The following is a 21681-nucleotide window of genomic DNA, read 5'->3' as shown; positions in this document are numbered from 1 at the left end:
ACTATTCCAGCGAGCCGAGAAGAATCCTTTCCAAGTCTAATGTAAACACTCCCCTCCCCGACGGGGAGCGGAATCCTCAGGGTCCGTGACCCTCATATTCTTCTCCCCGTCGGGGAGAAGGTGGCGCAGCGCCGGATGAGGGTGTCTGCCCTCAGTCCTTCCACTCGAACTTTGGCTCATCGATATAGCTCAGCCCATCCGGCCCTTCGCCATTTATCTGCCGCAACAGCAGCGCGCCCAGGCGTTGGCCGGCGTCGACGAAATCCTCGTGCACGGTATCAGCGCCCGGCTGGAACTGGTCGAACAGCGGAGAGGCCTGCTTGGCCACGACGAATGCCGTGCGTCCGACCACCATGCCGCTGTCGGCCAACCCGCCGATGACCGCCAGCGCCGAAATCTCGGAAGCACACACATAGCCGTCCGGTGCATCCGGCCGCTTGGCGCGCTTGATCACATAATTGCGGATCGCATCGGTAGGGCTGTTGATGTTGACGTCGGCCGCGAATTCATAGGCGATCCCCATCTTGGCCGCCCCGCGTTGCATGCCGTGCTTGAGATGCTCGGTATAGCTGAGGGCGCTGTCGGGCAGCACGATCGACACTTTTGTGCAGCCCTTCCGCGCCAACCGCAGCGTCGCGCCATAGGCATAGGCCTCGTTGTCGAAATCGACGCTGGGATGCGCGTCCGGCCAGGAGCTGCGGCCGTGGCTGACAAAGGGAAAATCATTGTCGATCAGGAACCGGATGCGCTCATCGAACGGTTCCACCTTGGAAAAGATCACCCCATCGGCCATGCGGTTGCGCACGATGTGCCGAATCGGCTCGATCGGCTGGACATTGCGAAAATGCGGCGTGATCACGAGATGGTAGGCTGTGTCGCGCATCGCCTCGGTCAAACCGGTCACGATCGCCGAGCCGAACCCATAGATTTGCTCGTCCGGCTCCAGCACCAATGATATCACATTGGTCCGTCCGGTCTTGAGCCGCAACGCTGCGCGGTCGGGCAGATAGCCGATTTCGGCGGCAATCTTCTGGATGCGGTCGCGCGTTTCCTGCGCCAGTTCGGGCGCATTGTTGAGGGCACGCGAAATGGTGGTGACCGCGAGCCCCGTCATTTGCGCTATGGTCTTGAGCGTCGGTTTGCCGGAAGGCTTGACGCCCCGCCTGCGCGTTAGTGGTGTGAGGTCTTCTGACACGAAATGCTCCCCTCTGCCCGCCCATGCGGCCGGCAGGCATTCAGCAGGCAGACATCATCAGATTGTCATCAAGAGAACAAGCAGGACCTGTGGTTTGCCGGCGGTCAATCAGGAGCCCGGCAAGGGTTGAGCGATCGTCGCCATTGCGATCTACGACCAAAGTCGAGCAGGCTTTTTCAAATTGGATCGCTGTTTGGGACATGCGGGACTGGTAAGTCAGCTGGTCCCGCCTTATCTTCGGTTTTGTATCGAGCCGATGTTCGGCGCGCGTGTTCCACCACCCAGGAGAGGAAGCAAGATGACCCCATCAATGACCTTCACCATCCACCTCGGGTGCTCGACCGTCCGCGATGCTAACGTGCAAGGCCTCAAACACTGGCAAGGGATCTGTCGCTCCAAACGAATGTGACCGAACGTACCAAACGTGGTCACGCGTTTGTCTCACAAGATCGATAAGACCCCAGCGTCGCCGCCTTGATCGTGCAAACTGCGACTGGTCACACGCCCAATCATGCACCGGTCCCGACGCGCAAGTGGAGCATCCACCCATGCAAGAATCCAGTCTCGACAGGGCTTCGGCCCTCCGGCCCATAGTCATTGAAGTTGGCGGCGAGCCCCAGGGCATCGTTGTGCCGCATGACGGCGGCTATCGGTTCGTCGCCGTCCGGTTACCCGCGTTTGCCGTTGACGGTCACCAGTTCGAAAGCGTCGAGAAGGCGCATTTCGCCGTCAAGGCCGCGGTCACGCGCAAGGCCGACGCGGCCTGACGCCGCGCTCTCTCTACCTGCCGCCCTTATAGCGTTGGAAAAGGCGTGGGCAGTTTGCCGGATGGCTCATCCTGTCAATCGTCATTTGTGGCGTTCAGTTCGTCCGGATGCCGGCCTTCACTCACCTTGCCCTGTCCAGCGATGACATTTTCAACCGCATCCGCCAAGGCATTGACATCGAAGCCGGCAATGCCCTGCCGCTCCAGCTCGGCGGCAAGGGCTGTCATGATAGTCTCGCGTTGGTGGGTGGGATTGCGATCAGCCATTGCCATCGATCGAAATGCCCTGCTCGTCGACACGCACTTCGACACCCGGTCGGTTCTGTTGCTGATAGGTATAGATGGCGAATGCGGCGATAGCGATCACCAGCACGGCGATCACGAGATATAGTCCGTTCCGGTTCATGCAAGCTCCTGACGCTTTGGCGCCAATCAACGCACCAAGCGCCAACTGGTTCATTCCGCCCAATCAAGACAGACTATCTTAGCCGACTCTTTTGCCTTGCCGCCAGACGGCCCGGACCACCGGCACGCCAGCGATGACCTGGACCCGCACCAGATCGGCCCGCTTGCCGACGCCAATCTCGCCGCGATCGGTCAATCCTGCAGCCCGCGCCGGATTGCCCGTCACCATAGCCAGAGCTTGGGGCAGGCCGAGGCCCTCCACCCGCTCGGGCAGCAGGAACGCCGCCTGCAGCAGTGCAAACGGCACGTAGTCCGAGCTCAACACGTCCATCATGCCCGCCCGCACCAGATCGGTGGCCGAAATATTGCCCGAATGCGATTTGCCACGCACCACGTTCGGCGCGCCCATCAGGATGGACAGCCCCGCTGCATGAGCCGCACGAGCCGCTTCCAGCGTGGTGGGAAATTCGGCGATAACCACACCATCGGTTACAGCTTCAGCGACATGCGCCAGCGTCGCGTCGTCATGGCTGGCCAAGATCAGACCCAACGCTTTCGCGCGCCGCGCGATCGCCTTGCGATGCGGGTCCGAGAAGCGGGCCTGTTCGTCCAGCCGGGCCGCTATCGCTCTTTCCGCATCCGCATCGGAGTGGCCCATCTGCTTTTTGTAAAACAGCTTGTAAGTCTGCATCGACTGGAATTGCCGCTGACCCGGGGTATGGTCCATCACCGAGGCAAGCCTGACGATGTCCAGCTCGGCAAAGGCCGCGAAATGATCCAGCACGTCGTGGCTGGGCAACTCGCACCGCAGGTGGATGAGATGCTCGCTCCGCAGCCGGTCCTGATCGCGCGCTGTCCTAATGGCCCGAACCAGCATCTCGGCATGGGGCTTCATGTCGGGCACATCCACGTCCGATCCGATCCGCACCGCATCGAACACCGTGGTAATGCCCGAGCCGGCAATCTGCACATCGTGAGCATGCAGCGCCGCCATCGGATCCCAGAACACCCCCGGCCGGGGCCGGTAATGATTTTCCAGATGATCGGTATGCAGTTCGACCAAACCCGGGATCAGGTAATCCCCTTCGAAGTCCTCGCCGACCTGCGTCGTGCCCGTGTCGATCGCCGTGATCAAGCCGTCCTCGATCTGGATCGAGCCGGTCACTACGCTGTCCGGCAGGACGATCCGCGCATTGCCAAATACCGTCATGGCTGCGCCAGTGCAAAATCCGCCGTGCGGATGAAGGGGCGACCGCGCTCCGGTTCCTCGAACAGCGTCAGGCTGTCCAGCACCATCGGCTTCTCCAGCAACGGTCCGAACCATGTGCTCGCCGCCGCGAAAATCTCGTCGCGGTCGGCGTCGCCCAGCCGGTCGGTCAATGTCATATGCAGCTGGAATTGCTCGAACACATAGGGATAGCCATAGCCATCAAGCAGTTCTTCCTGCCTTGGCGTCAGGCCCTTGGCGACCCGCGCCGCGCGGTCCTTGAGGCTCATCGGGGCCCGGAACGGTTCGAACTCCTCGACGACGCGGGCCGCAAAATCCTGCAGGGTCTCGCGGCGCTCCCCCGGCACGATGGCGATGAAGCCGTCGATCAGCGCCAGCCGCATTGCACCCATCTCGACCGGCGCGTGCCCGGCTGTAAAGCTGCGCAGGCTTGCATGCAGATCCTCGGGCAGGGCGCCCTCCGCCAACGCCATCGGCGCCTTGATCGTGGCGTGAAACCCGTAGCGGTTGGCCGATTGCGTCAAGTTCAGCAGCCGGTCGCGGTCGATGCCGGCAACCGGTCCTTCGAACACATCGCCATTGGCCGCGTCGCGGCCCAGCCAGGTCGAGGCGCGCTCCCACAAGGCGCCTGTCGCCATCGGCGCGTGATAGATTGCATAACGTGCGGCCATTGCTGCTCCAGGCGGGCTCATTACCCTGCAAACATGTCGGTCCCAAGTCGGTCGGCCGCCGGTCCGGTTGCTGGACAGCCGGGCGGCTTGCCTATTATCGTCTGGCTACCCTTGCACCGTGCGAATCGCAAGGTGGAGACCGCATGGATCGCTCCCTGCTCGATGCATTGTTTGCCCAGGCCGTGGCCAAGGCGCAACCCGGCCTGGCGGTGCGTCTCAACTTGCCGGCAAAACCACGCGGGCGCACTATTGTGGTGGGCGCTGGCAAGGCATCCGCACAGATGGCGCGGGCCTTCGAAGCGGCCTGGGATGGCCCGCTGACAGGTCTTGTCGTCACGCGCTACGGCTACGCGGCAGTGTGCGAACGCATCGAAATCGTCGAGGCCGCCCATCCGGTTCCCGATCAGGCCGGCTATCTGGCTGCACGCCGCATCATGGAAACCGTCTCGGGCCTCAGCCATGACGATCTGGTCGTGGCGCTCATTTCGGGCGGCGGCTCCTCGCTCCTGCCCGCCCCGGCAGCGGGACTGACGCTGGAGGACGAGCAGGCGATCAATCGCGCTTTGCTGGCGTCAGGCGCGCCCATCGGGGTGATGAACCTGCTGCGCAGCCAGTTTTCCACCATCAAGGGGGGCCGCCTGGCCGCCCGTGCGGCTCCGGCCCGCGTCGCCACGCTCGTGGTGTCCGACGTGCCTGGCGATGATCCGGCCATCGTGGCATCGGGTCCCACCATTGCGTTGGCGGGGACACGCGAACTGGCCCGCAAATATGCGACCCTCTACCGCTTGGCGCTACCGCCTGCGGCCATGGCCTTGCTTGCGGGCGATGATAATCTTGCGCCCATCCCCGACGCCAAGAGCCCGGCGCCTGGCAGCGTGCGCATCATCGCCTCCGCCGCCCTGTCGTTGGAGGCGGCTGCAGAACTCGCCCGCAGCCATGGTGTGGGAGCTGCCATCCTGTCCGATGCGATCGAGGGCGAGGCGCGCGACGTGGCTCAGGTCCACGCCGCCATGGCCCGTGAGATCGCCGTCCGCAGCCGCCCATTCAGCAAGCCCGTTGTGTTGCTGTCGGGGGGTGAAACCACGGTCACCTTGCGCGGCAAGGGCCGGGGCGGTCGCAATGCCGAATTCCTGCTGGCTTTTGCCATCGCTACCGACGGCGTTGATGGCATATCGGCACTGGCCGCTGACACCGACGGCATCGACGGCTCCGAGGACAATGCCGGCGCCTATGCCGACGGCACCACAGCGATGCGCCTGCGCAAGGCGGGCATCGATCCGTTGGTGGCGCTGGCAAACAACGACGCCTATTCCGCTTTCGCCGCTATCGGGGACCTGCTGGTCACCGGCCCGACCGGCACCAATGTCAACGACTTCCGCGCCATTCTCATTCGCTAGAAGGACACATGATGGCAAAAGCAATCGGGATCGGCGGCGTCTTCTTTCGTGCCCAAGACACCAAGGCCCTGGCCGATTGGTACGCGCTCCATCTCGGGGTCACCGAGTTCTGGAACCAGCAGGCAGGCGTGACGGTCTTTGCCCCCTTCAAAGCCGATACAAGCTATTTTCCCGCCGCCAGGCAGTGGATGATCAATTTTCGCGTTGATGATCTTGGTGCGTTGATTGCGCAATTGGCTGCTGCGGGGATCGCGGTCGAAACCCGCCCCGACGAGTGGGACGCCCCCGAAACCGGCCGCTTCGCCCGCATAGTCGATCCCGAAGGCAACCCGATCGAGCTTTGGCAGCCGCCGGCAGCATGACACGTGCCGGCTTGGCACGACGCCCTCAATCTGTTCTATCACCGCGCATAATTGGGAGAGCCAAGCCATGGCCAGACGTAAGATCGCCGTTATCGGCGTCGGCAAGATCGCGCAGGACCAGCACCTGCCGGTGATCGACAAATCCGACGATTTCGAACTCGCCGCCACTGTTTCGACCCGTGGCCTGACCCATGGCACTGCACCGGTATTCAAAACTCCGGCCGAACTCTATGCGGCCATGCCGGAGGTGTCGCTGGTTTCGGTTTGCACCCCGCCCGGCATTCGTCACCAATATGTCCGCGAGGCGCTCGACGCCGGCAAGGACGTGATGATGGAAAAGCCGCCCACCACCACTATCTCCGAACTCGATGATCTGGTGGCCCATGCCGCCAAGCGCGATCGCGTGCTGTTCCAGACCTGGCATTCCCAGTACAATCCCGCCGTGGATCGCACCCGCGACATCCTGGCCGCCGATGGCGTCAGATCGGTGCGGATCGACTGGCGTGAAAGCGTGCGCAAATGGCATCCAGGCCAGGACTGGGTATGGGAACCGGGCGGCTTCGGCGTGTGCGATCCTGGCATCAATGCCTTGTCGATCTTCACCAAGGTCATGCCGTTCCCGGTATTCGTGCAGAGGGCGAGCCTGACTTTTCCCGCCAACAAGCAGACCCCGATCGATGTCCAGATTGACTTCAAATCTGGCCAGGAACACCAGCCGCCCATGAGCGCCGGCTTCAACTGGCTCGAAGAGAGCGGGGAAGTCTGGACGATCCGCTTTGAAACCGGCACCGGCGACGTCCTCAAGCTCGAGGGCGGTGGGCGCACCCTGCGCGTCAACGACCAAGTTGTGGTGCAACACGGCGACGGCGAATACGCCGCCATGTATGACCACTTCGCCACCCTGCTCGCCAACCACCGATCGGACGTTCACTCCGCCCCTTTGCGCCTGGTGGCCGACGCTTTCCTGCTCGGGGCCCGGATCACCGGACCCGATTTCGAGTGGTAGGGTGAGGGGCTTTAGCGCCCCGCATCGGTCAGCGTTTTGAGCTCCGCTTCACTGAGATCGAGCCGCACGCCTTTGGCGAGGCTCTTGAGCTGGTCCAGCGACGTTGCCGAGGCGATCGGCGCGCTGACGCCCGGCTGCGCTACCAGCCATGCCAGCGCTACTTCGGCCGGCGTGGCGCCATTGGCTTTGCCGACCTGGTCCAGCGCATCGAGGATCTTGAAGCCCTTGGGGTTGAGGTATTTCTCCATCATGCCGCCACGGGCACTTTTGCCTGAATCGTCGGCTGAACGATATTTGCCGGTCAGGAATCCTGCCGCCAGGCTGAAATAGGGCAGGATGCCGATTTCCTCCTTGAGCGCCAGATCCTGCAATTCTCCTTCAAACACCTGGCGGTCATAGAGGTTGTAGAGCGGCTGTTCGGTTTCATAGCGCGGCAGTGACTTGATTACCGCCGTTTCATGGGCATCGCTGATTTGCCGGGGCGTGAAATTGGACGAGCCGATGACCCGTACTTTTCCCGAGCGGATCAAGATGTCATAGGCCTCCAGCGTCTCTTCGTAAGGGGTTGCATCGTCCGGCCGATGGCTCTGGTACAGATCGATATAGTCTGTCTGCAGCCGCTTGAGCGACGCTTCCACGGACGTCTTGATATGATCGGCCTTGAGCCCCTTTTGATCGGGCGCCATTTCCGCACCGACTTTAGTGAAGATGTGCAGTCCCTCCCGGTTGCCGCGCTCCTTGAGCCATTGCCCGATCATGGTTTCGGATTTGCCCTTGCCATAAACGTCGGCGGTGTCGATTGCCGTGAATCCTTCGTCCACAAAAGCGTCCAGGATGTCGAAGCCGGTGTTCTGGTCAACCGTCCAGCCAAACACATTTCCCCCGAAAACCAGGGGTTCGATCACAAGTTCGCTGCGTCCAAGCGGGCGGCGGTCCATTTTGTCTCTCCTTGATAATATGCCGTTTAACGTTTCTGGCGCCATTCGGTTCGCCGGCGGACGACGGTCCTAGCCCTTGGGCTGGATCAGGTCCCACTTGTTGCCATACAGGTCCACAAACACCGCCACGCTGCCATAGGCCTCATGCCGCGGCGGTTCGAGAAATTGCACGCCATTGGCAACCATGCTTCTATGATCGCCGCTGAAATCCTCGGTCTGGATAAGGCCCATCACCCGTCCGCCCGTCTGGTTGCCGATCGCGGCCTGTTGGGCCGGGCCGTCGGCCTGCGCCAACAGCAATCTTGCGCCGCCGCCAGCCGGCGCCACGACCACCCACCGCTTGCCGCCACCGAGGTCGCTGTCTTCGATCAGGGTGAAGCCGAGCGTGTCGCGATAAAATTGGATCGCCGCGTCATAATCGGCGACGACGAGGGTGACGGTGGCAAGGCGCAAGGTCATGCCCAATTTGGGCATTTCGCCACGGCCTTCGTCAAGCGCCGTGACATGCTCCGGAACGATCGTTCGATCTGGCGCGGCTTCATGCAATCGTCTTGCGGGCGTCATTGAATTGACCAAATGGTCAAACTGCCCCATTGCGCCCAAGCGGATTCTACGCTTTGGTGGCCGCCAAGCTCCGGCCGGCAAACCGGATGCGCAAAAAAATCTTATCGGGAGACATAGTCATGAGAAAATTGCTGAAGGGCATGATGCTTGCCGTTGCGACGCTCGCCGTCTGTGCCGGCGCTGCGCAGGCCAAACAACTGGTCTTCTGCTCGGAAGCCTCCCCCGCCCATTTCGATCCAGGCCCGACCACGGGCGGCAATGATTTCGACGCCTCCGGCCGCACCATCTATAATCGCCTGGTTGAGTTCGAACATGGCGGCACCAATGTGGTGCCGGGTCTTGCCGAGAGCTGGGACATTTCCGAAGATGGGCTGGAATATACCTTCCACCTGCGTGCCGGCGTCAAGTTCCACACCACGGCCTATTTCACCCCGACGCGCGATTTGAATGCCGACGACGTGATCTTCTCGTTCGAGCGCCAGTACAAGCCGGACAACGCTTTCAACACCTATCTGGAAGGCATCTCCTGGGACTATTTCCAGGGCATGGACATGCCCAAATTCCTCAAGAGCATCGAAAAGGTCGATGATCTGACCGTCAAGATCACCTTGACCGAGCCCAACGCGCCAATGCTGGCCAATCTGGGCATGGATTTTGCCTCCATCATGTCCAAGGAATATGCCGACCAACTCCTCGCCGCTGGCACTCTGGAACAGCTTTCCACTCAGCCCATCGGCACCGGCCCGTTCCAGTTCGTTGACTACCAGACCGACGCCGTCATCCGCTATTCGGCCTTCCCCGATTATTGGGCCGGCAAGGTCGCCATCGACGATCTGATCTTTGCCATCACCACCGATCCGGCGGTGCGCGTGCAAAAGCTCAAAGCCGGAGAATGCGACATCATGGATTACCCAAATCCGGCCGATATCGCCGATCTGCAGGTCGATACGAACCTTAATGTGATGGAGCAGGAAGGCCTCAATATCGGCTACATGTCCTACAATACCACCATCGCGCCGATGGATAATGTCGCGGTCCGCAAGGCCCTCAACATGGCCATCAACAAGCAGGCAATCATCGATGCGGTCTATCAGGGCGCCGGCCAGCCGGCCGTCAACCTGATCCCGCCCACCATGTGGTCCTATGACAAGGACATCGTCGACGACGCCTACGATCCCGAAGCCGCCAAAGCTGCCCTCGCAGCGGCCGGTGTTTCGGGGCTGACGCTCGATCTCTGGGCCATGCCGGTCAGCCGCCCCTACAATCCCAACGCAGCCCGCGTCGCCGAACTGATCCAGGCCGACTGGGCCGCTGTCGGCGTCACCGCCAATATCGTCACTTACGAATGGACCGAATATCGCGAACTGGGCAAGGCCAAGGATCGTCCAGGCGCTTTCCAGATCGGCTGGACCGGCGACAACGGCGATCCGGACAACTTCTTTGCCACTCTGTTCTCGTGCTCGGCTATTGGCGTTTCGAACTATTCGAGCTGGTGCGACGAGGATTTCGAGAAGCTGACCCAGGACGCCAAGAAAGTGTCCGACCAAGCCGAACGCACCAAGCTCTACGAACAGGCCCAGGTCGTGTTCAAGGAGCAGGCTCCGGCCCTCACACTGGCTCACTCCAAGGTCTTTATGCCGATGAACAAGCGCGTCTCCGGCTTCACCATGGACCCACTGGGCATCCATCGTTTCGACAATGTCGACGTAACCGAATAAACTTCGCAACAATTCCAGCAGGGCGGCGCCTTCGTGGCGCCGCCCTTATTTCATGGCAGGCCCATGCTTCGATATATTCTGCACAAGCTCGCGCTGATCGTTCCGACGGTGATCGGCATCACCATCGCCTCGTTCGCCTTCATCCGCCTGCTGCCAGGCGATCCTATTCTGGCCATGGCCGGTCAGCACGGCATCACGCCCGAGCGCTATGAAATTCTCAAGGAACAATACGGCTTCAACCAACCCGTCTGGGTGCAGTATTTCGACTACGTCTGGGGCGTGCTCCAGGGCGATTTCGGTATTTCCGTCGCCACCAAGCGGCCGGTGCTCACCGAGTTTTTGACCCTGTTCCCCGCGACTGTCGAGCTGGCTTTGGTCGCCATGATCATCGCCGTAGCGATGGGCATACCGGCCGGCATCTTCGCCGCCGTCAAGCGCGGCTCCTGGTTCGACCAGCTGACCATGGGCGTGGCGCTGACCGGCTATTCCATGCCCATCTTCTGGTGGGGCTTATTGCTGATCATCTTCTTTTCCGGCTACCTGGGCTGGACCCCGGTGAGCGGGCGCATCGCCCTCAACTTCTTTTTGAAGCCCATCACTGGCTTCATGACCATCGATAGCCTGCTTTACGGCAATTGGCCCGCCTTCGTGTCGGCCCTGCGCTACCTCATTCTGCCCTCGATCGCCTTGGCCACCATTCCTCTTGCCGTGATTGCACGGCAAACGCGCTCGGCCATGCTCGAAGTGCTGGGTGAGGAATATGTGCGCACCGCCCGCGCCAAGGGCCTGTCGCCGCGCCGGGTCGTGGGCCTGCATGCTTTTCGCAATGCCCTGATCCCGGTGGTGACCACCATCGGCCTGCAGATCGGCACACTGATGGCCGGCGCCATCCTGACCGAAACCATCTTCTCCTGGCCCGGCATCGGCAAGTGGATGATCGATTCCATCTCCAAGCGCGACTATGTCGTGGTGCAGTCGGGCCTCCTGCTGATCGCGCTGATCGTCATGGCAGTCAATCTGATCGTCGACGTGCTCTATGCGGTCATCAATCCGCGCATTCGCGTGCAGTGAGGCCCCATGACCGATAGCCGCACCACCGTCACTCGCCGTCCGCCCAGCGCGCTGGGTGAGTTTTGGCATTACTTTTCCATGAACAAGGGCGCCGTCCTTGGGCTCGTCGTCGTCGTTCTTCTGATCTTCGTGGCGCTCTTTGCCCCCTGGATCGCACCTTATTCGCCCGATCAGCAGTTTCGCGACAGCCTGTTGACGCCGCCCGTCTGGGAAGCCGGCGGCAAGCCGGCCTTCCTGCTCGGCACCGATCCGGTCGGTCGCGACATGCTCTCGCGCCTCATCCACGGCTCGCGCTATTCGCTGGTCATCGGCCTTGTCGTGGTCGTGCTGTCGCTGTTCTCGGGCATCATCCTTGGCGCGCTGGCCGGCTATTTCCGCGGTTGGGTGGATGCTTTGATCATGCGGGTCATGGATATCATCCTGGCCTTTCCCTCGCTTTTGCTGGCGCTGGTCTTGGTCTCCATCCTCGGCCCCGGCCTGGTCAATGCCATGCTGGCCATCGCTGTGGTGCTGCAACCCCATTTCGCCCGGCTCACCCGCGCTGCCGTAATGGCCGAAAAGAACCGCGAATACGTGACCTCGGCCAGGGTCGCCGGGGCAGGGCATCTGCGCCTGATCCTGGTCACCATCCTGCCCAACTGCGTCGGCCCGCTGATCGTTCAGGCCACCCTGAGCTTCTCCAACGCGATTCTGGAAGCTGCAGCGCTGGGTTTTCTCGGCTTGGGCGCGCAGCCGCCAACGCCCGAATGGGGCACCATGCTGGCCACCGCCCGCGAGTTCATCCTGCGGGCACCCTGGGTCGTGACCTTCCCGGGCCTGGCGATCCTCGTGACGGTACTGGCCATCAACCTGGTGGGAGATGGTCTTCGCGATGCACTCGATCCCAAGCTCAAGCGGAGCTGAGGGCATGGACCTCGTCAGCGGGTTTATATCGATCGGACTAAGGGAAACCGCGCTGCAAGCGGCGGCCATCCAGGGCGCATTTGCACTGCTGGGCATTGTCCTGACGGGTCTGCTGGCCGTTCTGGCCTACAGCCGGAATAGGGCAGTGGACCGCCATGTAACGCGTTTGGCGCGGCGGGAGCGAACTTTGGACGTGCAAAGCGCCATCAGAGCTGAAGTTCGCAATCACTGGCACGAATTGGAAAGCAATGGCAGCCTCGGTACAACATGCGAGGACATTGTCGCAAAGATCGAAGCCGGCCGCTGGATCAACCCCACCTATACCCCGTTCATCCCGCAACCGGCACCCAGCATACTGTTTGGTGCCATCGAAGGCGACATAGCCATTCTCGACAATCAAGTTATCGCGGCGGCGATTGGCTACTACCGGCAACGGGCACTGGTCGGCCAGTTCGCCGCCGACTTGGCGAGCGACCTCTTCTGGTCGCTACCGGCGGATCGCAAGATCGACATGGTGCGCGCCTATCACCGAATGATCGTCGTGCTCAAGGCCAGCGCGCGAGACCTCAACACTGCATTGGAAATTAAATTAAGGCTAAAGAAGAGCCAGCGGGATCTCAGTATGCCGGCTTGGGACCCGAGTTCAGAATTTCCGGCTTCTGCGACGGGCTCTGCGGCTTCTGTACGAGCGCCATGATCATCTCTCCTGTCGGCTTGCATCATTATACATGTCGTCCAGGCCACGTTCAACTCTGCAATGCCTGCGCTCTTGGATATCGCCATGCCCCTGCTTGAAATCAAGAACCTTACCGTCGCCTTCGATACCTCGATCGGGCTGTTCAAGGCAGTCGATGGTATCGATGTATCGGTCGATGCCCGTGAAGTGCTCGCCATTGTCGGCGAAAGCGGGTCGGGCAAGTCAGTCGCCATGCTGGCTGTCATGGGCCTCCTGCCATCTTCAGCCACGGTGACCGCAGAGACGATGGCCTTCGAGGGTCGTGACCTGCTTACCATATCCGACCAGGAGCGGCGCCAGATCATCGGCAAGGACATTGCCATGATCTTCCAGGAGCCGGTGGCGAGTCTCAACCCCTGCTTTACTGTCGGCTTCCAGCTCGAGGAAGTGCTCAGCCGCCATATGGGTCTGGCCGGTAAGGCCGCGCGCCACCGTGCCGTCGAATTGCTGCACCTGGTGGGCATCACCGACGGGGCGCAGCGCCTGGGAGCCTTTCCCCACCAGATGAGCGGCGGGCAATGCCAGCGCGTCATGATCGCCATGGCCATCGCCTGCAATCCCAAGCTCCTGATCGCCGACGAACCGACCACGGCGCTCGACGTCACCATCCAGAACCAGATCCTCGACCTGCTGGTCGGCCTGCAGGCCGAATATGGCATGGGGCTGATCATGATTACCCACGATATGGGCGTGGTCGCCGAAACCGCCGATCGCGTCATCGTGCAATACAAGGGCCGCAAGATGGAAGAGGCCGATGTGCTGACGCTGTTCGAAAATCCCCGCTCCAACTACACCCGCGCCCTGCTGTCGGCGCTGCCGGAAAACGCGGTGGGCGATCGCTTGCCCACTGTGGCCGATTTTGCCTTCGATCCCGAAACCGGAGCGGCCCGATGAGCACGCCCGTCCTGCAAGTCAAAGATCTCAAGCGCGATTACCATACCGGCGGCGGCCTGTTCCGTCCCGCCCGGATCGTCCATGCGGTCAAGGGCGTCAACTTCACGCTCGACAAGGGGCGCACCCTCGCCGTCGTCGGGGAGAGCGGTTGTGGCAAGTCCACGCTAGCCCGCATGATCACGCTGATCGACGAGCCAACCTCGGGCGATATCCTGATCGATGGCCAGGCGGTGGATGCCCGCCATGTCACCCGCGAGATGCGCCAGAAGGTGCAGATCGTCTTTCAGAACCCCTATGGCTCGCTCAATCCGCGCCAGAAGATCGGCGACGTGCTGGCCGAGCCGCTATTGCTCAACACCGATATGCCCAAGTCGGAACGCCAGGATCGAGCCCGCGCCATGCTGGCCAAGGTCGGCCTTGCTCCAGAGCACTTCAACCGCTATCCGCACATGTTCTCGGGTGGCCAGCGCCAGCGCATCGCCATTGCCCGGGCGCTAATGCTCAATCCCAGTTTCCTCGTGCTCGACGAGCCGGTCTCGGCGCTCGATCTGTCGGTGCAGGCGCAGATCCTCAACCTGCTCAAGGATCTGCAGGACGAGTTCGGGCTGACCTATGTGTTCATCAGCCACGATCTCAGCGTGGTGCGCTACATCGCCGACGAAGTCATGGTGATGTATTATGGCGATGTCGTCGAACACGACAGCCGCGACGCGGTGTTCGGCAATCCCCAGCACAGTTATACCCGTTCGCTGTTTGCCGCGACGCCTCGATCCGATGTCGAAAGCATCAAGGCCCGCCTGGCCCGCAAAGCCGCCTTGGCTATTTAAGATGCCGTATCGGCCAGGTCACCGCCATGCCCTTTTGGGCCGAACCCGTCATCGCCTCGATCAGCCGGTGCACGTTAAGAGCGCTGCCGCCGGTTAAGATCGATTCACGACCGCCGCTCCGCTGTCCTAGGATGCCTTGCGCCAGGCCTGCGCGCCGACGAAGCGGGCCAGGTCGTCCGCCGACATCGGCTTGGCGAAGGCATAGCCCTGCAGGATATCGCAGCCCAGATCACGCAGCAGCCGGGCTTGCGCCATGGTTTCGACGCCTTCGGCCACCACTTCGATACCCATGGATTTGCCGATATCCACGATCGAGGCCAGCAATTGGCGCTGGCAAGGCTCGTTCATGATTGGATCGACCAATTGCTTGTCGATCTTGAGGCGCTTGGGCCGCAGGTTCTGCAGCGACACGATCGAGGCATAGCCGGTGCCGAAATCGTCGATCTCTATGTCAATGCCCAAATCCTTGATCTGATCGATGTTCCAGCCGACGATATCGTCGTTCTCGTCCAGATAGATGGACTCGACCAGCTCAAACGAAATCCGGCCCGGCTGGATGTCCAATTGGCGCAGCCCGCAGATCAAATCCTCATCATGCAGCCGCCGCAGCGACACATTGACCGAGGCGCGCGGCACCTGCAGCCCCGCTGCCGCCCATCGATCCAGATCGGCCAGCGCCTGCTCCAGGATCAGTCGGTCCATGGTGGCGACGACGTTCAACTCCTCGGCAATGGCCAGAAATGCGTCGGGCGAGCGAATGCCCAGGGTAGGGTGCCGCCAGCGCGCCAACGCCTCCACCCCAACCATGTCCAGCGTATGCGCATCGAACTGCGGCTGGTAGAACGCCACGAACTCGTTGCGCTCAAGGCCGCTGAGAATCTCGTCGGCCACGCGCTTGGTATTGACCACCTCGGCCTGCAAGGCGTCGCTGAAGAACTCGTACCGGTTGCGGCCGCGCCGCTTGGCCCGGTACAGCGCGATATCGGCATTGATCAACAGGCGCTTGACGTCCAGCACATCGCCTCGTTCCACGGCGATGCCGATGCTGACGCCAAAACGGCACTCATGGCTCTCATAGGTCGCCGGCTGTCGCATCTGCTGCACGATCTGCTCGGCCAGGATGCCCAGATGCGTATCGCCGGCTTCCGCCGACGAGACCAGAACGAACTCGTCTCCCCCTACCCGGGCCACGAAGTCATGCGGCCCGCTATGGCGGCGCAAGATCTGGGCGGCATGGACCAGCATGGCGTCGCCCGCCGCGTGGCCCAGCGTATCGTTGATCTGCTTGAACCGGTCTAGATCGATATGCAGCAGCGCAATACTGCCCGATCCGCGATAACCCGATGCGGCATGTCGCTTGAGCAGATCGTCCAGATAGCGCCGGTTCGGCAGACCGGTCAGGCTGTCATGCAAGGCATTGTGCTCGATACGCACCTTTGCCAGTTCAAGCTCGTGATTGCGCGCCTCGGCCATTTCCTTGGCGCGTTTCAGATCGGCATTGAGGGCCACATCGGCCGTCACGTCCCAGCTGACGCCCAGCATCTTGGCCGTGTTGTCGCTGTCAATATAGGTCGCGCCCATCGCCCTTATGCTGTGGCAACTGCCATCGGGGTGCGTGATCCGGAACTCCGAACGGTACTGCCCGGTCTCGATTGCCGCAAGGAAATCGCCTTGCGCTCTTGCCAGATCATCGGGGCAGAGGCTGTCGCGCCACTTGAAACTGCCGCGCGCGCTGCCGTCGGCCGGCAGGCCATAAAGCTCGTTCATGCGCTGATCCCACACCAGGGTGCGAGTGGCGATGTCGGTTTCCCAGACACCGACCCGAGAGCTGTCCAACGCCAGCCGCAGCCGGCGCGACAGACGTTCCAGTTCCACTTCGCGCTCCTTGAGCATGCGAAAATGCTGCTGCCGCTCGCCGATCATGCGGCTGGTCACGATGATCGGCCACAAGATCAGCCCCCCGGCCACGATCATGCCGAGCCGCAACATCCAACCGCTGCCATCGTCGGCCCAGCCGCCCTTGGGACGCGCCGCGATTTGCCAGGCCTGCGAGGGGACGGCGACCGTGGAGATCACCGGATTGTCCTGGCGCAGGTCGGGGCCAAAGAATGGCGCACCGTTCGCCGCCATGGTTTCGGCGGCGGTGATGCTGATATCGATGGGCAGGTCGGGATCGAGCAGGCCGCTATCGGCATAAAGCCGGCCGACATCGACCACTGCCGAGACCAGGCCCCAGAACTGCTTGTCGGCGCCATCCCCCACATAGACCGGGAAGCGCCCGATGAACCCCCTTCCACCCTGGACCAGATCCACCGGCCCGGCCAGCACCAGCCTGCCGGTATCACGCGCCAGGAACGCTGCGCCACGCTGGGCCACGTTGGTGCGATAATCGAGTCCGATCGCCTTGGCATTGCCCTCGAGCGGGTACATCAGCGACACCACCATGCCCGGCGCCGCCGCCAGGCTGCGCAACTGGCTTTGCTCTTCGAACAGGTTTTTGGCCAATGCGGAAAACCGCGCCTGGTTCATCTCGGGCTCGGTGGATATGGTCGAGACCAGCCCGCGCACCAGCTGGATATTGCCGTTAATATTGCCCTCGAGCTTGGCCCGGATCACGGCGAGGCGGTCGAGCACCACCCCGCGCATATGGGCTTCGCTCAGGATGGTGTTCTGCCGGTCGGCGAACAGCCCTGCGGCGATGATCACCACCAGGGCGATCAGTGCGGGGATCAGCGTGGGGCGCAACCAACCGCGCCTGGCACTTTTGAAAGCTGCTAGAATAGAACTCACACCTGCTGCCCCGACCCTGGGCCGCCGGGCCCCGATGGCAGGGACACTAAGCGGGCATCGTTATGATTTGGCTTATCCGGCGCCTCTTCCGCTCGCGTGGTAAACAGGATGCAAAGCCTGGTTGTGATGGTCCTCAAGCCGGGTCGAAATCGACGGGGCGCGTAGCGACCGCGGCAAGCCCGGCGGCAAAGCGCCGGCCGTTGCGGACATAGCCGGCGGCCGATTGCCTCAGCCCGGCGATCGCCTCGGCGTCGAGCGCGCGGATGATCCTGCCGGGCGCCCCGACCACCAGCGACCTATCGGGGATGAGCTTGCCCTCGGTGATCAGCGCACCCGCACCAACCAGGCAATCCCGCCCGACCCGGGCGCCGTTGAGCACGGTCGCGCCCATGCCGATCAGCGTATTGTCGCCGATGGTGCAGCCATGCAGCATCGCCTTGTGCCCGATGGTGCAGCCATCCCCGATGATCAGGGGAAATCCCATATCGGTATGGAGCACGCAATTGTCCTGGATATTGCTGCCCGGCCCGATGCTGATCGGCTCGTTGTCGCCCCGCGCCACCACGCCGAACCAGATGCTGGCATCGGCCCCCACATCGACTGCGCCAACCAGGATTGCCGTCGGCGCGATCCAGGCGACATCGTCATCGATCCGGGGCGCGATCCCGTCCAGGGCATAAAGCGGCATGGCAATCTCCTAGGGCACGATTCCATGAGCCTCGCGCATTTGCGCAATTTCGGCCAGCGTGGCGTGCAACAGGCTCCAGTCGTCCCGCTCGGCGATCGGGGCCCAGATCGCCTCGACGGCTTCGATCAGCATGGTGCGCGGCGTCGTTCGGGCAAAATAGGGGTGATCGAGGTTGACGTCCGCACTGGCTCGGTACGGCTCCAGGCCGTCGGCGACCGGCACGAAGCCGGCATCGGCATAAAAACCGGCTGCAGGGCTGCGGGCGGCGCGTTCCACGCTGAGCGCGCCACCGCGCCAATCGAAAAAGAACTGCTCATAGGGCACGTGCGAGGCCCCCATGAACGCCAGGAGCGCGGTCACGAAGGCGCCGTCCTCGACCTCTCCGCGCGGCTCCAGAGCCAGGCGGCGCAACATGGCCCTGGGCAGTGCGGCGCGAAAAATCGGCCACATGCCGTTCAGCACCGGCTCCAGCGCCTCCACGCTCGAGAGCGGCACCAGGCACTCGGCCAGCCGGGTCAGGTTCCAGGCCAGCGCGTCGGGCTGGCGGCCGAAGCTGTAGAGCCTGGTTTCATCGAAATAGGCGGCGGTAAAATCGGGATCGTAATGCGGCAGGAAGCGCCACGGACCATAATCGAAGCTCTCGCCGGTAATGTTGATATTGTCGGTATTGAGCACCCCATGCACGAACCCCGCCGCGATCCACTGCGCACCCAGCCTTGCCACGCTGCCCACCACTGCCCCCAGGAATGCCGCGGCAGTATCGCTCTCTCTGGCAAGGTGGGGATAATATTGGGCAATGGCATAATCGAGCAGGTGTTGCAGGCCGGCATGGTCGTTGACATAAGCCAGGCGCTGGAACGTGCCGATGCGAATGTGGGAATGGCTCAACCGCACCAGCACCGACGAGCGCGTCGGGGACGGCTCGTCCCCACGCTGCAGGGCCTCACCGGTTTCCACCAGCGAAAAGCTCTTGGAGGTGGTGACGCCCAGTGCCTCCAGCATTTCGCTGGCCAGGACTTCGCGCACGCCCCCCTTGAGCGTCAGCCGCCCGTCGCCGCCACGCGACCAGGGTGTCGACCCGCTCCCCTTGGTGCCGAAATCCAGCAGCCGACCATCTTCGAGGTCATGGGCCTGCCCGAACAGAAAGCCACGCCCATCACCCAGATCGGGATTATAGGTGCGGAACTGATGGCCGTGATAGCGTAGCGCCAGCGGTTCCGGCAGCGAGCCGGGCAGGGGCTCGAAGCGGGCGAAATGGGCCAGCCATTGCGCCTCGCTCAACCCGTCAAGCCCGACGCGCCGGGCCCAGCGCTGATCGCGATGGCGTAGCATCGCCTGTGGAAACCGGGCAGGGCCGACCCGATCGAAAAACGTATCGCCCAGGGTTTCGTGGGCTCTGGATGGCTTGAACGGGCGCATGGCCCCCAACGCTAGCACGCCCCAAAGAGTTCGGCATCCCGGCCAGGATTGTTGCAACCCAGCCTTTCGCGTCGCCGTCTAGCGAAGCGGGCCGAACCAACCTATATCGAGCCGGATGGAAACCGATCTCGACATGGCGAGCCTGCGCCCCTTCCAAGCTGTCATTTTCGACATGGACGGCACGCTGCTCGATACCGAAAGCCTGTTCCGCTCTATCGTTTTCGACGTATGTACCGATCTGGGCTTTGAAATGACCGATGCGGTGCATCTGTCCATGGTCGGCTCCAGCCATGAGCGAACCAATCAATTGCTGGTCGAGGCCTATGGCATGGCGTTTCCCTACGCCATGTTCGACGAGCGCTGCCGCATCAGCATGGGCGAGCGCAGCCATGGCGGCGTTCCGGTCAAGACCGGCGCCCGCGAACTTCTGGCCGAATTGCGCGACCGCCATATCCCCACCGCCGTGGCGACGTCCTCGCGCTCGCGCCATGCCCAGCTGCATCTGGGCGCCGTCGGCCTGCTCGACATGTTCCAGACCATCGTCACGCGGGACGATGTGATCCACCCCAAGCCCCATCCCGAGCCCTATCTGCTGGCGGCCGAGCGGCTGGGTATCGATCCGCTGCACTGCCTCGCGCTGGAGGACAGCCCCTCGGGGGTCCGCGCCGCCCATGCCGCCGGCATGCAGACCATCATGGTGCCCGATCTTGTCCATCCCAGCCCCGAGATTCGGGCGCTGGATATCGCCATCATGGACAGTCTCGACCACGTCCGGCGCGCGGCGTTTCCGGCGCTTTAGCCGCTTCCGTAGAGGTGCTCCCGACGCTCGCCCGGCCATTGCGCCGGGCGCTTGCGTTTGTACCCCGCAACGAGCGGTGGAAAAGTCGAGGCGGCACACCGGGCTTGCATAAACCTTTATCGATCCCCTTAAGTCCCTGTTCGCCCTCGTTCAACCTCTTGCATTTTAAGGGTTTTCAGGCGACCGCGCCTCGGTTAACCCTAACTTAAGAGACTAACGCGTATGGTTAACCGCCGGTAAATTTTCTGTTTCCTCCAGCCAAAAGCTTGGATAGGGTGCAGCCGGGAAGTGAATGGGGTCTCCAACGTGGGACCCTGCGGAAGGCCCGCCGGATACGACCGGACGTGGCCCAGGGGCAAGGACGGGGCATTGACGCAATCCGGGCTGACCATCGCATCGCGTGCCCTCCTGCGCGCCTTTGCCGTCTGCGCCGCTCTGCTCGTGCTCGCCATCACCTTTGGCGTCGCTCACGCCAAGGACCTTCAGATCGCCGACATCATGCCGATGCAGGTGCCGGCCGAACTGGTCGCGCTGCGCGCCCGGCCCGCCATGGTGCCGCCCGCGCCCGGCGAACAGGCGCTCACCCCCGCGCTGCTTGCCAACTACATTGCCCGCCAGAAAGCCTTGCGCGATTTCGACGTCGCGGCGGCCGAACCAGAAGCGGAACTGACCCAGGACGTCTTGCTGGGCTATATCGCCCGGGCCTCGTTCGGCGGCAGTAATGGTGCCCTTTCGGCGATCGACAGTTTCACCGCTCCGGCGCGGCCCGCCGAACCGGCGCTCAATACCGCGCTGTTGTCGCGCTATATCGATGCCGGCTTCGAGCCGACTGCCGAGCGCGTCAAGAAGCACAACCTGGCCTTGGCCAGCACGGGCGCCGGCCAGTCCGAAAGCGATTGCCTGGCCCAGGCGATCTATCACGAGGCGCGCGGTGAAACCGAAGCGGGCCAACTGGCCGTGGCCAATGTCATCGTCAACCGGGCTCTGTCCGGCAGGTTTCCGGCAACGCTGTGCGGCGTGATCTACCAGAACGCCAGCAAGGGTTATCATCGCTGCCAGTTCACCTTCGCCTGCGATGGCCGCAGCGACGCGCCCAGCGAGCGCCGGGCCTGGTCCCGCTCCAAGGTCATTGCCGCCGAAGTCTATGCCGAATTCGCCACCGGCCAGCAGATGGCTTCGCTGCCGCGCTCCGCCCTCTATTATCATACACGCTCGTCCAATCCGAACTGGTCCAATACCTATACCCAGGTCGCCCAGATCGGCTCGCACCTGTTCTACGCCCCGAACTGATTTCCGGCGGCACG

22 protein-coding genes are annotated in these 21681 nt (G+C 62.5%); 12 read left to right on the top strand and 10 right to left on the bottom strand.

The annotated features are described in order from the left end of the window. Positions 1 to 151 precede the first annotated feature (151 nt). Positions 152 to 1195 carry a LacI family transcriptional regulator gene (locus ACFE8X_RS04695; RefSeq protein ID WP_375450290.1) on the bottom strand — a complete coding sequence of 348 codons (1044 nt, stop codon included), beginning with the start codon at positions 1193 to 1195 and terminating at the stop codon, positions 152 to 154. A gap of 548 nt (positions 1196 to 1743) precedes the next feature. Here ACFE8X_RS04695 and ACFE8X_RS04690 point away from each other — a divergent pair. After that, entirely contained in the window at positions 1744 to 1962 is a 219-nt protein-coding gene (locus ACFE8X_RS04690) for a hypothetical protein (RefSeq protein WP_375450289.1), read from the top strand. 74 nt (positions 1963 to 2036) lie between these two features. Here ACFE8X_RS04690 and ACFE8X_RS04685 read toward each other — a convergent pair whose 3' ends face one another. From ACFE8X_RS04685 to ACFE8X_RS04670, 4 genes are all read right to left on the bottom strand, one after another. Next, positions 2037 to 2189 (bottom strand): hypothetical protein, encoded by a 153-nt coding sequence (locus ACFE8X_RS04685; RefSeq protein ID WP_375450288.1) that lies wholly within the window; start codon positions 2187 to 2189, stop codon positions 2037 to 2039. 31 nt (positions 2190 to 2220) lie between these two features. Then, positions 2221 to 2367 carry a hypothetical protein gene (locus ACFE8X_RS04680; RefSeq protein ID WP_375450287.1) on the bottom strand — a complete coding sequence of 49 codons (147 nt, stop codon included), beginning with the start codon at positions 2365 to 2367 and terminating at the stop codon, positions 2221 to 2223. Positions 2368 to 2445: 78 nt separating this feature from the next. Further along, on the bottom strand, positions 2446 to 3576 hold the full coding sequence (locus ACFE8X_RS04675; protein WP_375450286.1) for an alpha-D-ribose 1-methylphosphonate 5-triphosphate diphosphatase: 1131 nt from the start codon (positions 3574 to 3576) through the stop codon (positions 2446 to 2448). After that, entirely contained in the window at positions 3573 to 4265 is a 693-nt protein-coding gene (locus ACFE8X_RS04670; protein WP_375450285.1) for a DUF1045 domain-containing protein, read from the bottom strand. The genes ACFE8X_RS04675 and ACFE8X_RS04670 overlap by 4 nt, the downstream gene beginning before the upstream one ends. Positions 4266 to 4408: 143 nt before the next feature. On the opposite strand from ACFE8X_RS04670, the gene ACFE8X_RS04665 reads away from it, so the two are divergent. The 3 genes from ACFE8X_RS04665 to ACFE8X_RS04655 all read left to right on the top strand — a co-directional run bounded on the left by ACFE8X_RS04665 (position 4409) and on the right by ACFE8X_RS04655 (position 7030). Then, a complete protein-coding gene (locus ACFE8X_RS04665) occupies positions 4409 to 5662 on the top strand; it encodes a glycerate kinase (protein ID WP_375450284.1) in 1254 nt (417 codons plus the stop codon). An 11-nt stretch (positions 5663 to 5673) separates the two neighbouring features. Beyond that, positions 5674 to 6024, top strand: coding sequence for a VOC family protein (locus tag ACFE8X_RS04660; RefSeq protein WP_375450299.1), 351 nt, complete (start codon positions 5674 to 5676; stop codon positions 6022 to 6024). A gap of 67 nt (positions 6025 to 6091) precedes the next feature. Further along, complete coding sequence (locus ACFE8X_RS04655) at positions 6092 to 7030, top strand: Gfo/Idh/MocA family protein (RefSeq protein WP_375450283.1); 939 nt, start codon at positions 6092 to 6094, stop codon at positions 7028 to 7030. Between the two features lie 11 nt (positions 7031 to 7041). Here the strand turns inward: ACFE8X_RS04655 and ACFE8X_RS04650 are convergent, their stop codons facing one another. Beyond that, positions 7042 to 7968, bottom strand: a complete 927-nt coding sequence (locus ACFE8X_RS04650; RefSeq protein ID WP_375450282.1) for an aldo/keto reductase — start codon at positions 7966 to 7968, stop codon at positions 7042 to 7044. Positions 7969 to 8037: 69 nt separating this feature from the next. Beyond that, complete coding sequence (locus tag ACFE8X_RS04645) at positions 8038 to 8442, bottom strand: VOC family protein (RefSeq protein ID WP_375450281.1); 405 nt, start codon at positions 8440 to 8442, stop codon at positions 8038 to 8040. 209 nt (positions 8443 to 8651) lie between these two features. Between ACFE8X_RS04645 and ACFE8X_RS04640 the strand changes: the two genes are divergently transcribed. The 6 genes from ACFE8X_RS04640 (at position 8652) to ACFE8X_RS04615 (ending at position 14681) form a co-directional block, all read left to right on the top strand. Next, positions 8652 to 10250: an ABC transporter substrate-binding protein gene (locus ACFE8X_RS04640; RefSeq protein WP_375450280.1), complete on the top strand. Its 1599-nt coding sequence runs from the start codon at positions 8652 to 8654 to the stop codon at positions 10248 to 10250. Positions 10251 to 10313: 63 nt separating this feature from the next. Then, positions 10314 to 11321, top strand: a complete 1008-nt coding sequence (locus ACFE8X_RS04635) for an ABC transporter permease (RefSeq protein ID WP_375450279.1) — start codon at positions 10314 to 10316, stop codon at positions 11319 to 11321. A gap of 6 nt (positions 11322 to 11327) precedes the next feature. Then, on the top strand, positions 11328 to 12224 hold the full coding sequence (locus ACFE8X_RS04630) for an ABC transporter permease subunit (protein ID WP_375450278.1): 897 nt from the start codon (positions 11328 to 11330) through the stop codon (positions 12222 to 12224). 4 nt (positions 12225 to 12228) lie between these two features. Then, complete coding sequence (locus tag ACFE8X_RS04625; RefSeq protein WP_375450277.1) at positions 12229 to 12921, top strand: hypothetical protein; 693 nt, start codon at positions 12229 to 12231, stop codon at positions 12919 to 12921. An 84-nt stretch (positions 12922 to 13005) separates the two neighbouring features. Then, positions 13006 to 13854: an ABC transporter ATP-binding protein gene (locus tag ACFE8X_RS04620; RefSeq protein ID WP_375450276.1), complete on the top strand. Its 849-nt coding sequence runs from the start codon at positions 13006 to 13008 to the stop codon at positions 13852 to 13854. Further along, complete coding sequence (locus ACFE8X_RS04615) at positions 13851 to 14681, top strand: ABC transporter ATP-binding protein (RefSeq protein ID WP_375450275.1); 831 nt, start codon at positions 13851 to 13853, stop codon at positions 14679 to 14681. Before ACFE8X_RS04620 ends, ACFE8X_RS04615 begins: the two co-directional genes overlap by 4 nt. Positions 14682 to 14807: 126 nt before the next feature. Here ACFE8X_RS04615 and ACFE8X_RS04610 read toward each other — a convergent pair whose 3' ends face one another. The 3 genes from ACFE8X_RS04610 to ACFE8X_RS04600 all read right to left on the bottom strand — a co-directional run bounded on the left by ACFE8X_RS04610 (position 14808) and on the right by ACFE8X_RS04600 (position 19578). Continuing rightward, a complete protein-coding gene (locus ACFE8X_RS04610; protein ID WP_375450274.1) occupies positions 14808 to 17426 on the bottom strand; it encodes an EAL domain-containing protein in 2619 nt (872 codons plus the stop codon). A gap of 178 nt (positions 17427 to 17604) precedes the next feature. After that, positions 17605 to 18159: a gamma carbonic anhydrase family protein gene (locus ACFE8X_RS04605; protein WP_375450273.1), complete on the bottom strand. Its 555-nt coding sequence runs from the start codon at positions 18157 to 18159 to the stop codon at positions 17605 to 17607. A gap of 9 nt (positions 18160 to 18168) precedes the next feature. Continuing rightward, positions 18169 to 19578 carry a protein adenylyltransferase SelO gene (locus ACFE8X_RS04600; protein ID WP_375450272.1) on the bottom strand — a complete coding sequence of 470 codons (1410 nt, stop codon included), beginning with the start codon at positions 19576 to 19578 and terminating at the stop codon, positions 18169 to 18171. A 115-nt stretch (positions 19579 to 19693) separates the two neighbouring features. Between ACFE8X_RS04600 and ACFE8X_RS04595 the strand changes: the two genes are divergently transcribed. Both ACFE8X_RS04595 and ACFE8X_RS04590 read left to right on the top strand, forming a co-directional pair. After that, positions 19694 to 20377: an HAD family hydrolase gene (locus tag ACFE8X_RS04595; protein ID WP_375450271.1), complete on the top strand. Its 684-nt coding sequence runs from the start codon at positions 19694 to 19696 to the stop codon at positions 20375 to 20377. A 369-nt stretch (positions 20378 to 20746) separates the two neighbouring features. Further along, positions 20747 to 21667, top strand: coding sequence for a cell wall hydrolase (locus tag ACFE8X_RS04590; protein ID WP_375450270.1), 921 nt, complete (start codon positions 20747 to 20749; stop codon positions 21665 to 21667). The last annotated feature ends 14 nt before the right edge of the window (positions 21668 to 21681 follow it).

It is taken from the genome of uncultured Devosia sp. (genome assembly GCF_964244875.1).
Classification (GTDB): domain Bacteria; phylum Pseudomonadota; class Alphaproteobacteria; order Rhizobiales; family Devosiaceae; genus Devosia.
The sequence above is the reverse complement of the archived record's forward strand: the minus strand, read 5'-3'. Positions and strand labels throughout refer to the sequence as shown.

Coding starts and splice junctions, on each gene's coding strand:
- ACFE8X_RS04615 (WP_375450275.1), top strand. CDS start 13,851: ATGAGCACGCCCGTCCTGCAAGTCAAAGATCTCAAGCGCGATTACCAT.
- ACFE8X_RS04645 (WP_375450281.1), bottom strand. CDS start 8,442: ATGCCCAAATTGGGCATGACCTTGCGCCTTGCCACCGTCACCCTCGTC.
- ACFE8X_RS04605 (WP_375450273.1), bottom strand. CDS start 18,159: ATGCCGCTTTATGCCCTGGACGGGATCGCGCCCCGGATCGATGACGAT.
- ACFE8X_RS04665 (WP_375450284.1), top strand. CDS start 4,409: ATGGATCGCTCCCTGCTCGATGCATTGTTTGCCCAGGCCGTGGCCAAG.
- ACFE8X_RS04635 (WP_375450279.1), top strand. CDS start 10,314: ATGCTTCGATATATTCTGCACAAGCTCGCGCTGATCGTTCCGACGGTG.
- ACFE8X_RS04685 (WP_375450288.1), bottom strand. CDS start 2,189: ATGACAGCCCTTGCCGCCGAGCTGGAGCGGCAGGGCATTGCCGGCTTC.
- ACFE8X_RS04660 (WP_375450299.1), top strand. CDS start 5,674: ATGGCAAAAGCAATCGGGATCGGCGGCGTCTTCTTTCGTGCCCAAGAC.
- ACFE8X_RS04655 (WP_375450283.1), top strand. CDS start 6,092: ATGGCCAGACGTAAGATCGCCGTTATCGGCGTCGGCAAGATCGCGCAG.
- ACFE8X_RS04600 (WP_375450272.1), bottom strand. CDS start 19,578: ATGCGCCCGTTCAAGCCATCCAGAGCCCACGAAACCCTGGGCGATACG.
- ACFE8X_RS04670 (WP_375450285.1), bottom strand. CDS start 4,265: ATGGCCGCACGTTATGCAATCTATCACGCGCCGATGGCGACAGGCGCC.
- ACFE8X_RS04690 (WP_375450289.1), top strand. CDS start 1,744: ATGCAAGAATCCAGTCTCGACAGGGCTTCGGCCCTCCGGCCCATAGTC.
- ACFE8X_RS04620 (WP_375450276.1), top strand. CDS start 13,006: ATGCCCCTGCTTGAAATCAAGAACCTTACCGTCGCCTTCGATACCTCG.
- ACFE8X_RS04640 (WP_375450280.1), top strand. CDS start 8,652: ATGAGAAAATTGCTGAAGGGCATGATGCTTGCCGTTGCGACGCTCGCC.
- ACFE8X_RS04630 (WP_375450278.1), top strand. CDS start 11,328: ATGACCGATAGCCGCACCACCGTCACTCGCCGTCCGCCCAGCGCGCTG.
- ACFE8X_RS04675 (WP_375450286.1), bottom strand. CDS start 3,576: ATGACGGTATTTGGCAATGCGCGGATCGTCCTGCCGGACAGCGTAGTG.
- ACFE8X_RS04595 (WP_375450271.1), top strand. CDS start 19,694: ATGGAAACCGATCTCGACATGGCGAGCCTGCGCCCCTTCCAAGCTGTC.
- ACFE8X_RS04680 (WP_375450287.1), bottom strand. CDS start 2,367: ATGAACCGGAACGGACTATATCTCGTGATCGCCGTGCTGGTGATCGCT.
- ACFE8X_RS04625 (WP_375450277.1), top strand. CDS start 12,229: ATGGACCTCGTCAGCGGGTTTATATCGATCGGACTAAGGGAAACCGCG.
- ACFE8X_RS04650 (WP_375450282.1), bottom strand. CDS start 7,968: ATGGACCGCCGCCCGCTTGGACGCAGCGAACTTGTGATCGAACCCCTG.